At 65.5% G+C, this 15,485-nt stretch carries 11 protein-coding genes; 8 read left to right on the forward strand and 3 right to left on the reverse strand.

What is annotated here, in order from left to right:
- The first annotated feature begins 10 nt into the window (after positions 1-10).
- On the forward strand, positions 11-2,401 hold the full coding sequence (locus VF167_10465) for a penicillin-binding protein 1A (protein ID HEX6925849.1): 2,391 nt from the start codon (positions 11-13) through the stop codon (positions 2,399-2,401).
- A gap of 136 nt (positions 2,402-2,537) precedes the next feature.
- On the forward strand, positions 2,538-3,089 hold the full coding sequence (locus VF167_10470) for a hypothetical protein (GenBank protein HEX6925850.1): 552 nt from the start codon (positions 2,538-2,540) through the stop codon (positions 3,087-3,089).
- 242 nt (positions 3,090-3,331) lie between these two features.
- Here the strand turns inward: VF167_10470 and VF167_10475 are convergent, their stop codons facing one another.
- Positions 3,332-5,269 carry an ABC transporter ATP-binding protein gene (locus VF167_10475; protein ID HEX6925851.1) on the reverse strand — a complete coding sequence of 646 codons (1,938 nt, stop codon included), beginning with the start codon at positions 5,267-5,269 and terminating at the stop codon, positions 3,332-3,334.
- A gap of 304 nt (positions 5,270-5,573) precedes the next feature.
- Between VF167_10475 and coxB the strand changes: the two genes are divergently transcribed.
- From coxB to VF167_10505, 6 genes are all read left to right on the forward strand, one after another.
- Positions 5,574-6,686, forward strand: a complete 1,113-nt coding sequence (coxB, locus tag VF167_10480; protein HEX6925852.1) for a cytochrome c oxidase subunit II — start codon at positions 5,574-5,576, stop codon at positions 6,684-6,686.
- A gap of 9 nt (positions 6,687-6,695) precedes the next feature.
- A complete protein-coding gene (ctaD, locus tag VF167_10485) occupies positions 6,696-8,609 on the forward strand; it encodes a cytochrome c oxidase subunit I (protein HEX6925853.1) in 1,914 nt (637 codons plus the stop codon).
- 186 nt (positions 8,610-8,795) lie between these two features.
- Positions 8,796-9,431 carry a cytochrome c oxidase subunit 3 gene (locus VF167_10490; GenBank protein HEX6925854.1) on the forward strand — a complete coding sequence of 212 codons (636 nt, stop codon included), beginning with the start codon at positions 8,796-8,798 and terminating at the stop codon, positions 9,429-9,431.
- A 7-nt stretch (positions 9,432-9,438) separates the two neighbouring features.
- Complete coding sequence (locus VF167_10495; protein ID HEX6925855.1) at positions 9,439-9,768, forward strand: cytochrome C oxidase subunit IV family protein; 330 nt, start codon at positions 9,439-9,441, stop codon at positions 9,766-9,768.
- 12 nt (positions 9,769-9,780) lie between these two features.
- A complete protein-coding gene (locus VF167_10500) occupies positions 9,781-10,671 on the forward strand; it encodes a cytochrome c oxidase assembly protein (GenBank protein ID HEX6925856.1) in 891 nt (296 codons plus the stop codon).
- A 148-nt stretch (positions 10,672-10,819) separates the two neighbouring features.
- Positions 10,820-13,294 carry a c-type cytochrome gene (locus VF167_10505; protein HEX6925857.1) on the forward strand — a complete coding sequence of 825 codons (2,475 nt, stop codon included), beginning with the start codon at positions 10,820-10,822 and terminating at the stop codon, positions 13,292-13,294.
- On the opposite strand, the gene VF167_10510 is transcribed toward VF167_10505, so the two are convergent.
- A complete protein-coding gene (locus tag VF167_10510; protein HEX6925858.1) occupies positions 13,291-14,016 on the reverse strand; it encodes a sugar phosphate nucleotidyltransferase in 726 nt (241 codons plus the stop codon). The two genes, VF167_10505 and VF167_10510, sit on opposite strands and share 4 nt — an antisense overlap.
- Complete coding sequence (locus tag VF167_10515) at positions 14,017-15,483, reverse strand: RNase adapter RapZ (protein ID HEX6925859.1); 1,467 nt, start codon at positions 15,481-15,483, stop codon at positions 14,017-14,019.
- Positions 15,484-15,485: the final 2 nt, after the last annotated feature.

Consider the following 15,485-nt stretch of genomic DNA (forward strand, 5'->3'; position numbering starts at 1 on the left):
AACACTGAGCATGGCCGACAAGCCGACGGTTGGACGAGTGACCCTGTGGACGATGGCCGCCCTGAGCACGATCGGGGCGGCCATCTTTGCCTGGATCTGGTTCGCGCCGTGCTGGCTTGGCGGGTGTGCGCCGCTGGAGGATCTGGCGGAGTTCCAGGCTGAGGGGTCCGAGCTACTCGACATCAACGGCCAGCCGTTTGCCACCCTTGCCACCGTGAACCGCCGCATCGTCTCGATAGACTCCCTTCCGCCTTACCTCCCCCAAGCCTTCATCGCCATCGAGGATCAGCGCTTCTACGACCACGGCGGCATCGATTTCCGCCGGCTCGTGGGGGCACTCCTCAGCAACCTGCGGGCGGGCGGGGTGCAGGAGGGGGGTAGCACCATCACGCAGCAGCTCGCGCGGAATCTCTTCCCGGAGTGGCTGCCGTACACCGAGCGCAACCTGCGACGCAAGATCCTGGAGGCGCGCGTCGCCCGCCAGATCGAGCGCCAGTTCACCAAGGACAAGATCCTCGAGCTGTACCTGAACCATATCTACCTCGGGAACGGTGCATACGGCGTGGAGGCGGCCGCCCGGGCCTACTTCGACAAGTCGGCCGCGGACCTCTCGCTGGAGGAGGCGGCGACCCTCGCCGCGCTTCCCGCCTCCCCCTCCCGCCTGGATCCAACCCGCAACCCGGAAGGCGCGCGCACCCGGCGAGACCTGGTGCTGTCGCGCATGGTCGAAGCCGGATTCATCACAGACGAGGAGGCACTCGAGGCCAGCGACAACGAGATCGTCCTGGATCCGGGGGACGGGGATGGGACGGACGGCCCGTCGAGCTCGTACTTCGTGGAGGCGGTGCGGCAGGAGATGGAGCAGATCGTCGGGTCGCGCCTCTACTCCTCGGGCCTGACGATCCACACCACCCTGGATCTGCAGGCCCAGCGCGCCGCGGAGGAAGAGCTCAGGCGGCAGCTCGAGGCGATCGAATCCGGACGCTACGGTACCTACCGGCACCCGACCTACGCGGCCGCACGGGACACGATGCCGTCCGGGGAAACGCCGTATCTGCAGGGCGCTGTGGTGATCATGGACGTCGGGACCGGCGAGGTCCGGGCAATGGTCGGCGGCCGCGACTTCGGGGACTCCAAGTTCAACCGTGCCACGCAGGCGCTGCGCCAGGCAGGCTCGGCCTTCAAGCCGTTCGTCTTCCTGGCGGCGCTTCGACGCTTCGGAACGCCGGCGCACGTCGTCCAGGATGTCCCGGTGCGCATTCAGCTCACCGCGAATCGCGTATGGGAGCCGCGGAATTACACCGGGGGCTACGAGGGGCCGATGCTGCTGCGCGACGCTCTGGCCCGCTCGAAGAACTCGGTCGCCGCGCAGCTCGGCCAGCAAGTGGGGATCGAGACGGTGGCCAGCCTCGCGCACGACCTGGGCATATCCACGGAAATTCCGGTGTTCCCCGCGACCGCGCTCGGCGCGGCCGAAGTGCGGCCGATCGAGCTGGTGAATGCCTACGCCGCCTTCGCCAACGGAGGACGCCGGGTCGAGCCCCACTACATCCGCCGCATCGTCGACCGACACGGGCGCACGGTCTGGGAAGCCTCGCCGCGGAGCCAGCAGGTTCTGGATCCCGCCCAGGCCTTCGTCCTCACGTCGATGCTGCAGGACGTGGTGGATCGCGGCACGGGCACGGCAGTACGAGCGGTCGGATTCCGAGGCGCCGCCGCCGGAAAGACGGGCACTACCAACGATGCCGCGGACGTCTGGTTCGTCGGCTACACGCCCGAGCTGGTCGCCGGCGTCTGGATCGGGCTGGACCGGCGGCAGACCATCGTGCGGGGTGCGTCCGGAGGAACCCTCGCGGCTCCGGTCTGGGGTCGGTTGATGCGACGCGTGTACGCGGACAGGCCGCTCCCTCAAGGCTGGAGTCCTCCTCCGGGCGTACGGACCGCCGAAGTGCTCCGAGCAACAGGCGAGGTGGAGAACCCTCAGTGCCCGACCGGCGGAGAGACGTACACGGAGTACTTCCTCTCCACGCCACCGGCCCCGCGCTACTGCGACAACGGCTATCCCAGCTACTCGCTCGACCGGGACACCCTCTGGGGAGACGAGGAGTGGGGCTCCGAGCTCCCTCCGCTGGACACGATCTACGCGGACAGCGGGATCGACTGGCCGGAGCTGGAGGCCCTGCGCCGCCGCGCCGCAGATTCGCTGTCCTATCCGTTGCCGCCCGGAGCGGACACGCTGGGAGTGGAGGTCACCCGGGAGCTACCGCCGGCGGTCGACCCCGTAACGGGCGAAAAGGAGGGGGACGAAGCCGGCGAGCTCGAGCCGGATACGGGGGAGGAACGCGAGGTGCTCCCCCGTGAGCCTCCGCGGGTGCTGGGCGTACCGGTCCCGCGCGAGTAAGCGCCGATCCGCTTGTGGCGAGCCTGGATGTAGCGGTGGCTACGGAACTTGCGTAGAACAGCGCGGTACAGAGGGGTTCGACCGTGGGCCAGCGGGAACGGCCCACGATTCATTTCTCGCTTCAGCGCTCCGAACTATGATGCGAAAGGCCCGTCGTTCTCTGGTCCGACTCGTTACGATCGCGGCCGTTGCGATCCCCGGGGCGCTGGGCGCCCAGGATGCTCCCGCGGCTCCACAGGAGCTCACGCCGGAGGTACAGGGCTGGCTGGCGGAGCTTCAGCAGCTCCACGTGCAGCTCACCCAGCTGCAGGAGAAGGCGCTGCAGGATCCGCAACTCGCCGCGCAACGCGACTCGCTCGGCGCTCACATCCGGGCCGAAATGGAAACGATCGACCCGGAGCTCCCGACGAAGATGAGCCGGATCCCCCAGATGGAAGCGGAGGCCGCCGCTGCGGAAGCGCAGAAGGACGAGGCCAAGCTCGCGGCGCTCCGCACCGAAGCGCAGCAGATCGAGCAGCAGTTCCTGCGCGCTCAGCAACAGGCGCTCCAGAAGCCCGAGCTTGCCGCCGAGCTGAACGCCTTCCAGACCGCCCTGGAAGCCCGCATTCTCGAGACAGACCCGGAGGCCCCACGCCTCATGGCGCGTTTCCAGGAGCTGGAGGAGAAGCTGGCGAAGGCGGCGCAGTGACCGGGCCGGAATTACGAATTACGGATTACGGATTTTGTCTTCCTGAGCGGAACCGGGTAGGGGCGGAGCGAAGGATCGCATGCCCGTAACAATGCAGGAGATACTTCGCTTCGCTCGGACGATAGGGCTGGGTGGTCGAGACGAGAGGGGTCGGCAACCAGATGGCGGGGGCGGCAAGTAATTCGTAATCCGTAATTCGTAATTTCCCCCGCTCGACCCCACCTCTTTGTCCGCAACCTGTTTTACCGGTATCCTGCCGCTTGCAGGGTAAACAGCTCCGCGTAACGGCCGCCGAGCGCGAGTAGCTCGGCGTGGCTGCCTTCTTCCAGCACGCGCCCGTCCTCGAGCACCAGGATCCGGTCGGCCATGCGCACGGTCGAGAACCGGTGCGAGATGAGGATGGCGATCTTCCCGGCTGTCAGGTCGGCGAAGCGTTGGAAGACTTCGTACTCCGCCCGCGCGTCGAGGGCGGCCGTCGGCTCGTCCAGGATGAGCACCTGCGCGTCGCGCATGTAGGCGCGCGCCAGCGCCACCTTCTGCCACTGTCCTCCGGAGAGGTCCACACCCCCCTCGAAGCGCCGCCCGAGCATCGTCTCGTATCGCTCCGGCAGCGATTCCACCACCCCCGCCGCCAGCGACCGGTCTGCAGCGTCGCGTATCCGTGATCTGGCGGTCTCGGGCGCCTCGGTGAGCGCGGAGATCCTGCCTGCCGCGATGTTTTCCGCCGCCCTCATGTCGTAGCGAACGAAGTCCTGGAAGATCACCCCGACCTCGTGGTGGTATTCCTCCGGATCGTACTCCGAGAGCGGATAGCCGTCCAGCAGAATCTCTCCCCGAGTCGGTTCGTACAGCCGCAGCAGCAGCTTGATCAGCGTGGTCTTGCCCGCGCCGTTCTCCCCCACCAACGCCAGCTTTCCCGAGGGTGGAATTCGCAGATTGATCCCTCGCAACACCCAGGACGGGTCGTCGTCGGGTGGCAGCGGTTCGCTCGCCGCAACGCTCTCCCCCTCCCTGCCGTTCTCGGACGGGCCCGCGCCAGGCGGGTAGCGGAACCAGACGTCACGGAACTCGAAGCCGATCCGGATCGGCCGCGGCACCGGTCGCGGGTTCGGAGGCCGACGAATGGTCGGTTGCATGGAGAAGAAGACGAAGAGATCGTCCAGATAGAGCGCCTGCTCGTAGAGCTCGCTGGTGGTGAGAAGGGTGCGCTGCACCAAATCGCGGGACCGCGAGAACGTACCGCTCAGCAGGGTGAGATCTCCGACGCTGAGCGCGCCCCGTACGGTGCGGTAGACGATGATCCCGAAGGCGGCGTAGTAACCGAGGGTGGAGAGCATCGACAAGCCGGTTCCGACGGCGTTGCGACGGATCGCGAGCGCGCGGTTGGCAACATAGTATTCGTCCGCGAGCCGGGCGTACTCGTCTATGAGATACCGGGAGAGCCCGAAGAGCTTGATCTCCTTCGCCGTGGCGTCGGACGCGGCGATGAATCGGTAGTAGTCCAGCTTGCGCCGCTCAGGGGTCCACTGGTAGAGGAGCGAGTACCCCAGAGCGGCGTAGTGCGTCTCCCCGAGGAAGGCGGGAATCAAGGCGGCCAGCAACAGCAGGAAGAGCAGCGGGCTGAAGGCCAGGAGGGTACCGACGAGCGTCGCCAGGGTCACCAGGTCCTGGGCCAGCCCGAACAGCCTCGTCAGCAGAGCGAGGCGACCGACCGTCTGCCGACGGGCCCGTTCGAGCCGGTCGTAGAAGACCGGGTCCTCGAAGTGCTTCAGATCGAGCGTGGCGGCGTGCTCCATCAGGCGCACGCTCATTCGATTGGAGAAGAGGTCGCCCAGCAGCGACTCCAGCAGCGTCGAGCTGCGGGCCGCTACCTCTCCCACCACTACGATCCCCAGCTCGATCAGGACCAGGGCCGTCAGGTAGCTCCAGCGCGGCTCCCCCGTCTGCACGTCCAGCACGATGGCATCCACCAGCAGCTTCCCCACCCACAGACTGGCCACCGGCACGAAGGCGCGGATCAACCGCAGGACGGCGATGCCGATCAGGTAGCCGCGATGAGTCTCCCAGATCAGCCGGATGAACGGGGGAACGTTGCGCATGGCGCGCAGCCGCTCCTTCAGGTTCGGGGGCGGCGTGTTCGTCCGGCGTGCTCGGGGAGGACGGGATCCATGCGTAGCCATGGAGACATCGTAGCCGTCGATCCCGCGCGCCGCGAGGGAGCGGAAGGCGGGGACGAGCGTTCCGTCCGCCTTGTAGGGGAATCCACCACAACAGGTGGGGAGAAATACGACTGTCGGCCCGGAAAGCCCCGTCTATATTTGTGGTATTCCCCCTCTTGCGGCGGCGCCGGAGCGTGCTTGCCGCGGTCTGGCGCGGGTATCCGCCGCGGGATATAATGCGCGTGCTCCGCGCCCGGCTTCTGAATGTCGCAATGACCGCGCGCGGTCGCAGCCTTTTCTTTCCGGACACCGAGCCTTGAACGTCATGACGTCACGTGTGGACCTATCGCGGGCGCTGACCGACGCGCAGCTCCGCTCCGGCGCTGGCCGGGGAGCGTGGCGGAGGATCCGTGGAACCTTCGTCCCGCACTGTACCCGCTGGGCGCCGACTCTGGCCCTGGCGCTGTCGCTCTCCGCCTGCGGTGGAGCCGAACGCTTTCCGCAGACGTCACTCGATCCGGCGTCAGACATGGCCGTCGCTATCGACCGGCTGCAGGATCTGACGATCTATCTCGCGTTCGGTGTCGGTCTCTCGGTCTTCCTCATCCTGACCTACATCCTCATCCACTTCCGCTACAAGCCGGGAGACCCGCAGCCCAAGCAGGTTCACGGGAACACTCGCCTGGAGCTGGCGTGGACGCTGATACCCGCGGTGCTCATCGCCATCATCGCGGTGCCGACGGTGAGGACGATCTTCGCTACCCAGGCCGAGGCTCCCGAGGGGGCGCTGGAGGTGGAGGTATACGGCTACCAGTGGTGGTGGGAGTTCCGCTATCCGCTCCCCAACGGCGACACCGTGGTTACCGCGAACGAGGTCCATGTGCCGGTCGGCACCCCGGTCGAGTTGAAGATGACCTCGCGCGACGTCATCCACTCCTTCTGGATCCCCCAGATGGGGGGCAAGCGGGACGTTATCCCGGGGCGCGTGAACCGCATCATCTTCACCCCGCTCGAGCCGGGCGTCTACCTGGGCCAGTGCGCGGAGTTCTGCGGTGAGTCGCACGCGCTGATGAAGATGCGCTTGATCGCCCACGAGCCGGAGGAGTTCGCCGCCTGGCTCGAGAACGAGGCTCGTCCGGCGGTCGTCCCGACGGACTCGGCAGTGCTGGTCGGCCAGCAACTCGTCACCGGCGGCGTCTGCGCCGGCTGCCACACCATCCGCGGCACCTCGGCCCAGTTCGGGCGTTTGGCTCCCGATCTCACGCACGTCGCGCGGCGGATGACGATTGCGGGGGGAGTACTGGAAAACAATGCGGCCAACCTGCACCGCTGGATCAACAATCCGCCCGCGGTCAAGCCGGGAGCGAAGATGCCGCCCCCCGGGCTGAGTGAGCAGGAACTCCGCTACGTCGTCGCCTATCTGCAGACGCTTTACTGAGGAGTCGTAATGGGAGCGACCACCGTCACGGCAATTCCGGTCCCGACGAAGGCGTCGGCAAAGTCCGGGATCTGGAGCTGGATCACGACCGTCGATCACAAGCGGATCGGCATCCTGTACTTCTGGACCTCCTTCTGCTTCTTCCTGGTGGGAGGCCTGGAAGCACTGCTCGTCCGCACGCAGCTGATTGTGCCGGAGAACGACTTCCTGACGGCGGACTTCTACAACCAGATGTTCACCATGCACGCCGTCACCATGGTGTTCCTGGCACTGATGCCGCTGACGGCCGCGTTCTTCAACTACGTCGTACCGCTGCAGATCGGCGCGCGCGACGTCGCCTTCCCGCGGCTCAACGCGCTGTCCTACTGGATCTACCTGCTGGGCGGCCTGTTTTCCACGGTGCCCATCTTCTTCGGGCAATTTCCCAATGCGGGCTGGTTCGCTTACGCCAACCTGACCACACCGCAGTTCTCCACCGGGCTGAACATCGACTTCTACGTGCTCGGCCTGCAGGTGCTCGGCATCTCGTCGATCATCTCGTCGATCAACTTCATCGTGACGATCCTGAACCTGCGCGCGCCGGGGATGCGGCTGATGCGCATGCCGATCTTCACGTGGATGACGTTGATCACCGCGGTCCTCATCGCCACCGCCATGGCGGTGCTGACGATTGCGGTCACCGAGCTGATGTTCGACCGCTTCTTCGGCACGAACTTCTACAACGTGGCGAAGGGCGGCGACCCGGTCCTGTGGCAGCACCTCTTCTGGATGTTCGGGCACCCCGAGGTGTACATCCTGATTCTGCCGATCTTCGGCATGATCTCCGAGGTGCTCCCCACCTTCGCGCGCAAGCCGCTCTTCGGCTACAACGTGATGGTCTTCTCGGGGATCCTGATCGGCTGGCTTGGCTGGGGCGTGTGGAGCCACCACATGTTCGCCACCGGCCTCGGCCCCATCGCCGATGCCTTCTTCGCGATGGGCACGATGCTGATCGCGATCCCCACGGGGATCAAGATCTTCAACTGGCTGGCAACGCTGTGGGGAGGGTCCATTCGCTTCACCACCGCCATGCTGTTCGGAACCGCCTTCATCGTGACGTTCACGATCGGCGGCCTCTCCGGGGTGATGCATGCGGTGGCTCCGGCCGACCTGCAGCAGACCGACACGTACTTCGTGGTGGCCCACATCCACTACGTCTTCTTCGGCGGAACGGTGATGGGACTGTGGGCGGGGATCTACTACTGGTTCCCGAAGATGTTCGGTCGCCTGCTCGACGAGAAGCTCGGCGTCGTGCACTTCTGGCTCACCTTCATCGGGATGAACCTGACCTTCTTCCCGATGCACTTCCTGGGGCTGCACGGGATGCCGCGGAGAACCTTCACGTACGCCGACGGCCTCGGCTTCAACGGGATGAACATGCTGGCAACGATCGGATCCTATCTGATCGGCGCGGCGACGCTCCTCTTCGCCTACAACCTGATCCGTTCCGTGCGGCGTGGGCGGCTGGCCGGCAACAACCCCTGGGGTGCGGCGACGCTCGAGTGGCAGACGTCTTCTCCGCCGCCCGAGTACAACTTCGCCGAGATCCCGGTGGTCCGCAGCCGCATGCCGCTCTGGGAGGATGATCCGGTGCTCAAGGCAGGTATCCCGCACGGGCGCCACCAGGAGGACACCGGGGCGGTCACCCTCGCCGGCCAGGACGTCAGCGAGCTGGAGTATCCGGACGACGAGAGCAAGATGTCGGCGCACGACCTGGGGATTCACCTCCCCCCGCCGTCGATCTATCCGATCGTGCTCGCGCTCTGCATCACCATCTTCTTCAGTGGATTCATGATCCACTGGGGCGTCGCGGTGGCCGCTGCCTTCGCCACCGCGCTGACAATCTTTGCGATGGCGTTCGAGCCCGGGCATAGCGGGCACTGAGGAGGAGGGGGTTATCAGTTATCCGTTGTCCGTTATCCGTTTGGACCGGTCGTCGGATCTTGAGCCTCGAGGAAGCGGCAAAGGATCGTCCTGGGCCGACGGATAACGCATAGCGGATAGCGGATAACCCGTTGCCGTAGTCAGACACCGAGTATTCATTCTCTGTACGACCAGCAAGCCAACATCGTGAACCATTCCGCCGCACACGCCGCCGATCCGGCACATGTCGACACCTCGACCGGTGTCGACAGCCGCAAGATGGCGTTCTGGACCTTCATCGGTTCGGAATGCCTCCTGTTCGGCTCGCTGATTGCCACTTACATGGCGTACAAGGGGGACAGCCTTACGGGGCCGTACCCACACGACACGGTGCTCCCGAGCGGAGAGGTGGTCCAGGGGGTGCTCGACATCCCACTCACCTCCATCAGCACCGCCGTCCTGCTGTTCAGCAGCCTCTTCATGGTGTTGGGGCTCGCGGCGGTACAGCGCGGCGACCGCAAGCTGTCTACCGTGTGGCTGGGCATGGTGGCCCTGTTCGGAGCGATCTTCCTGGGCTTCCAGACGTACGAGTTCACCCACTTCTATCACGCGGGACTCACGCTGACGTCGAACCTCTTCGGGTCGACCTTCTACACGCTGACAGGGTTCCACGGAGCGCACGTCTTCGCCGGCGTCATCTACATGACGACCATGACGGTGATGGCGGCAGCCGGTAAGCTCGGGCCGGAAAAGTCGCTGAACGTCGAGATCGCAGGCCTCTACTGGCACTTCGTAGACGTGGTCTGGATCGTGATCTTCCCCCTCGTATACCTGATTCCGTAGAGGCCGGATGAGCAGCGAAACGCGCGAAATCATGCATGACCAGCACTCGCATCCGGTGCACGGCACGAGGACGTACTGGACCATCGGCGCGATCCTGTTCGTCGTCACCGCGGCCGAGATCTTCGCCTACTACATCGAGAATCAGCTCGGTCCCATGGCGGTTCCGACGATTCTGATTCTCTCCGCGGCGAAGTTCGCGCTGGTCGTGATGTTCTACATGCACCTGAAGTACGACAGCAAGGTCTTCACGGGCATCTTCCTGTTCCCGTTCGCGCTGGCGACGCTCGTGATCGTCTCGCTGACCCTGCTGTACCACCTGCTGCATCCGTTGCGGTAACCACGAAGCTCAATGCTGTCGCTTGCCCTTCTGCACGCCGGCACTTTTTCCTGGAGCGATTGGAGGCTGTATCCGTCGTTTCTGGTGGGGTGGCTGCTGTTCGGAGGGGCCTACTATCTCTTCGCGGGGCCGCTGCGACGCTACTTCCCGGGCTCCGAGCCGGTGCCGCTGGCGAAGATCGTCAGCTTCACCCTCGGCCTGCTGATCATGCTCGTGTCGCTGCAGGGCCCGCTGCACGAGCTCTCCGACTATTTCCTCTTCAGCGCACACATGGTCCAGCATCTCGGCGTGATGCTGGTCATGCCGCCGTTCCTGCTCTACGGCACTCCGGACTGGATGCTGCGTCCGGTCGTCCGCTGGCGCCCGATCCTCCGCCTTGCTCGATGGGTATCGCTGCCGCTGGTGGCCTTCGCGCTGAACAACGTCATCTTCGGTGCCTGGCACTTCCCCGGCCCGTACGATCTGATGATGCGGAACCACGACGTACACGTGGTGATGCACCTGATGATCATGGTCACGGGCACGATCATGTGGTGGCCCGTGTTGAGCCCTTTGCCGGAGGTGCCACGCATCGCCCCGCCGCTACAGATGATCTATCTGTTCGTGCTGGGGATTCCGATGATGGTGGTGGCGGCGCTGATCACCTTCTCGGACAACGCCCTCTACACCTGGTACGCTGCCGCGCCGCGAATCTTCTCACTCGACGTGTTGGAGGATCAGCGACTCGGTGGGGTGATCATGTGGGTACCCGGGGGGCTCGTGATCTGGCTAGCGATCACTTTCGTCTACTTCCGCTGGACGAACCGCGAGAAGGCGATCGAGGAAGCGGAGAAAGAGCAGCAGCGCACCAGGGTGGATCGCAGCCGCCTCGTCATCTCGCCACCACCGTTTCCTGATCGTTGAGAGGGCGGGGGTCCGTTGGCTGTTGACGGACCCTGTTGCTCACACCCCATCGCCGGACGACGCTGCAAGGTCGGGCACCCCCCGACCTTCGTAGCAACTATACTGAAAGCTTCCAGTATCGATGCCGATTCCGCGTCCGACTCGGATATTGCCGATTCTGCTGCTCCTCGCCCCCGCCGCGTGCGGCTCGCCTCAGCCCCGTCCTTCGCCCGAGCCCCCCGAGGTCACCACAGTAGCGCACGTGCACTCCATCGAGGACGCCCTCGCCAGCTTTCGTCTTCCTGAGGGTTACCGGGTCGAGGTAGTCGCGTACGAGCCCATGGTCCAGGACCCCGTGGCGATTGACTTCGACGCCGACGGCCGCATGTACGTGGTGGAGATGCGCGGCTACATGCCCGACATCTCGGGTGAGAACGAGGATCGCCGCAACGGTCGTATCGTGGTCCTCGAGGATACCAACTGGGACGGGCTGATGGATCGCCGCACGGTGTTCATGGACAGCCTCGTCCTGCCGCGAGCGGTCAAGGTCCTGGAGCACGGGGTGCTCGTCGCGGCCACACCGTACCTGTGGCTCGCTCGCGATCTGGATGGCGACCTCCGCGCGGATTCGATCGAGCTCATTCGAGGCGACTACGGCTCAACCCGCTCCAACCCGGAGCACAACGCCAACGGCCTGCTCTGGGGGATCGACAACTGGATCAAGAACGCGAATTACGCCGGCGAATTCCGTTTGCGACCGGACGGAACGTTCGAGTTCCGCAAGACCCCCGCGCAGGGTCAGTGGGGGGTCTCTATGGACGACTACGGCCGCCTCTACCGCAACAGTAACGAGGATCCGCTCCGGGCAGACCTCATCCCTGCGCACTACGCCACTCGCAATCCCGACCAGGGGAGCATCGCGGGTGTCTATCATCGGCTGACCCCGAACGTCCCGGTGTGGCCCGCACGTCCGACCCCCGCGGTGAACCGCGGGTACCGGGACCGCACCCTGCGTCCGGATAGCACCCTGGCCCATTACACTTCGGCCGGGAGCCCCACCGCCTACGTGGGAGATCGGCTGCCGGAAGAGCTCCGCAACACCGTGTTCGTCACCGAATCCGCGGGCAATCTGGTGGGTCGCTTCGTGGTGGAGGAGGGAGAGGACGGCTTCCCGGTCGCCCGTCGCGACCGCCCGGAGGCAGACTTCATGACCTCCACCGATCAGCGCTTCCGCCCGGTCAACCTCGCTACCGCCCCCGACGGCACACTCTACGTAGTCGACATGTATCGGGGGATCATCCAGCACCGCGTCTACATCACAGGGTATCTGGAGGACCAGATCCGGGCCCGCCAGATGGAGCAGCCCACTGGGCTGGGGCGGATCTACCGCATCGTCCACGAGTCGACCAAACGCGACAAGCGACCTCGACTCTCACGGCGCACACCCCCGCAGCTCGTGGACTACCTCGGCCACCCCAACGGCTGGTGGCGGATCACGGCACAGCGCCTGATCGTCGAGCGCAACGACTCTTCGGTGGCGCCGGCGCTGCGCGCGCGAGTGCGCTCCGCAGTGGATGACCGCGAGCGCCTCCACGCGCTCTGGACGCTCGACGGCCTTGGGGCTGCGGATCGCGCAACCGTAGTGACCGCACTCGGTGACGAATCTCCGCACGTGCGCGCCGCCGCAGTGCGCATTGCCGAGCCCTGGCTGCGGCAAGGGGACGCCGCGGCCACGGCGGCAGTGATGCGGCTCATGGAGGACTCGACCTTTCTCGTGCGACGACAGGTAGCAGCTTCACTCGGTGAACTGCCCACCGATCGGCGCGAGAATGTCCTCTTCCAGGTGGCCACCCGGGCGGGTAATGACCCGGTCGTCGCAGACCTGGTGGTAAGCGCGCTTGCCGGTCGCGAGGTGGAGTTCCTGGAGCGGCTCGCAAGCGCCGCTCATTCGGAGACGGCTGCAAGGACGATGCGTTCGCTGGCCGCCACCATTGCACGAAAGCGAGATCCCGAGGAGCTGCAGCGGGTGCTCTCGCTGGCGACGGAGGCCGACGAGCCGCGCTGGCAGCAAGTCGCCTTGTTGGAGGGGATCCGGCCGGAGGGAGGACGCGGACGCGGCGGTGCCGCTACGAAGCTCCCTGCGCCGCCGCGCGCGCTGCAGGCGCTCACGGAGAGCTCGGACCAGGAGCTTCGCGAGCTCGCAACGGCCGTCGCGGCCAGCCTCACCTGGCCTGGCAAGCCTCAGCCGGAAGCTCCTCCCGTACGGGAGCTGACTCCGGACGAGCAGCGACTGTTCGTCCTGGGTGGGCAGATCTACTCCGCTCAGTGTGCCGCCTGCCACCAGCCGGATGGCGAGGGGATGGAAGGCGTCGCCAAGCGCCTCGTCGGCTCGCGCTGGGCACTTTCCTCACCGAACCAGGTGATCCGGATTCTCCTGCACGGCAAGGAGGGCGAGATGCTGATGCCCCCTCTCGGCGCCTCGATGAGCGACGAGGAGGTCGCAGCCGTCCTCACCTACGTGAGGCGCTCGTGGGGGAACACTGGCAGCCCGATCAGCCCCGACCAGGTGAGCGAGGCCCGGGGAGAATCGGGGAACCGCTCGCGAGCGTGGACGGAAGAGGAGCTGGAGGAGATGGGGCGCTAGCTGCCGGCGAAGATCGCGCGAGCCTCCGCGAGCTGCTCCGGCTTCCCGATGTCGATCCACTGATAGCCGTCAATGCGGAAGGGGAGGATGCGCTCCCCCTCCTCGACCAGACGCAGGTAGGGCTCGAGGATCGAGAACGCACCACGCTCGTGCAGCAGCCGCGGGAAGCGCGGGTCGATCACGTGAACTCCTGCGAACGCCAATCGCGTTTCCTGCCCTACCGGCTCGCGAGTGATGAGCCGGATTTCTTTTCGTTCATCGACCCGGCCGAACAACCCGTCCTCGTCGAACAACAGGTACCGCGTCGACGGGCGCGCCATCACCGCCAGCGTGGCCAGCGCACCTGACCGCAGGTGCTGGCGGTACATCTCTGAAAGTGGCAGGTCGCTGAGGATGTCAGCGTTGTGCAGGAAGAACGGCGCGTCTGCGCGGAGAAGCCCGCGCGCCTTCAGAATGGCTCCACCCGTCTCCAGGGCCCCCTTGGCCTCTTCCGAGAACACCACCTCGACCCCGAAGGACTCCATCTCGGTGACATACTCCCGGATGCGATCGCCCAGGTGGTGAAGGTTGATGATCAGCCGATCGGCTCCCGCCTCGATCAGCCGGTGCGCCACCCGGCCCAGGATGGGCATGCCACCCACCTCGATGAGCGCTTTGGGGATTCGGTCCGTCAGCGGGCGAAGTCGGGTACCCAAACCCGCCGCCAGGATCATCGCGTCCATTCAGCGTGCCGCGACCGCGGCGGGGCGTGGTGGCCAGCTAGCCCGCTCCCGGTGGGTGAGATCGACGTTGACCTCGGGAAAGCGCTCGCGGAGATGCCTGCGCAACCGTTCGGCGAAATACACCGACCGGTGCTGCCCGCCCGTGCATCCAAAGTAGACGCTCAGGCTGGAGAATCCGCGCGTCAGGTAGGTCTCCACCTGGTTGTCGATCAACCCGACGACGTGCTGCCAGTAGCTCTCCACCTCCGGGATCGATTCCAGAAACTCCACCACGTCGGGGTCCAGACCGCACAGCTCGGAATACTCCGCGTAACGGCCAGGGTTGTGGAGTGCACGCAGATCGAACACGAACCCCCCGCCGTGACCACCGGTATCCTCGGGATATCCGTGCTTGTAGCTGAAGCTGCCGATATGCACCGTCAGCCCGGGCGACGTCCGGCCCGTCCGCTGGCGCAGCGTCGGCGAGGCGCAGATCCGCTCGAAGACCGCGCCCAGCTCCGGCAGGTCGAGCGGCAAGCCGTAGTTGGAGAGGATCTCCTCGATGTTCTCGATGGCCGGCGGGACGCTCTGCAGGAAGCGGATCTTCCGCTCGTAGAAGCCGCGGTAACCGTATGCGCCCATCGCCTGCATGATCCTGACGAGCACGTACCCGCGGAAATGCTCCAGGAACCGCTCCCTTTCAACGGGGAGGTATCGGGCGAGCGCTTCCAGGTAGTGCTCCATCAATTGATCCCGGACCGCCTTCGGAATGGCCGCCTTGGAATCGAAGAGCAGCGAGGCCAGGTCGTACTGGAGTGCACCTTTGCGACCGCCCTGGTAATCGATGAACCAGACCTCCCCGTCGCGCAGCATGATGTTGCGCGACTGGAAGTCCCGGTAGAGGAAGTGGCGGCGGTCGGCCTGTAACAGGAAGTTCGCGAAGCGCTTGAAGTCCCGCTCGAGCCTCGCCTCGTTGAAGGGGATGTGGGCGAGCTTGAGGAAATGGTACTTGAAGTAGTTCAGGTCCCAGAGGATCGACTGCCGATCGAAGGCAGCCCGGGGGTAAGCAACGGAGTAATCGACAACCTGTCCGCCGAGCACCTGGAAGCGCGGGAGCTCCTCGACGACCCGCCGATACACGGGCAGCATACTCGCCGGGAATTCACCTCCCTCGCGCTTGCGCGCCGCCGTCAGTGCATCGAAGAGCGTGGTGTCACCGAGGTCCTCCTCCAGGTAGACTCCGGCCTCCTCGTCAACCTCGTAGATCTTCGGGACCGGCAGACCGGCGTCGCGAAACGCCCGCGAGTAGGAGAGGAAGGCACGGTTCTCCTCCGCATCCGGGCCGTACACACCGATGGCGGTCTCGTAATTCCTGCTCACCAGGCGGTAGAGCTTGCGCGCGGAACCATCCCCGTCGAGGGGGAGGATCGTTGCGGGCGCTTCACCGAAGTGGCGGAGGAACAAACGCGTCAGAGTCTCCTTGTGCACGA

It is taken from the genome of Longimicrobiaceae bacterium (genome assembly GCA_036375715.1).
In the GTDB taxonomy this organism is placed as follows: Bacteria; Gemmatimonadota; Gemmatimonadetes; order Longimicrobiales; family Longimicrobiaceae; genus DASVBS01.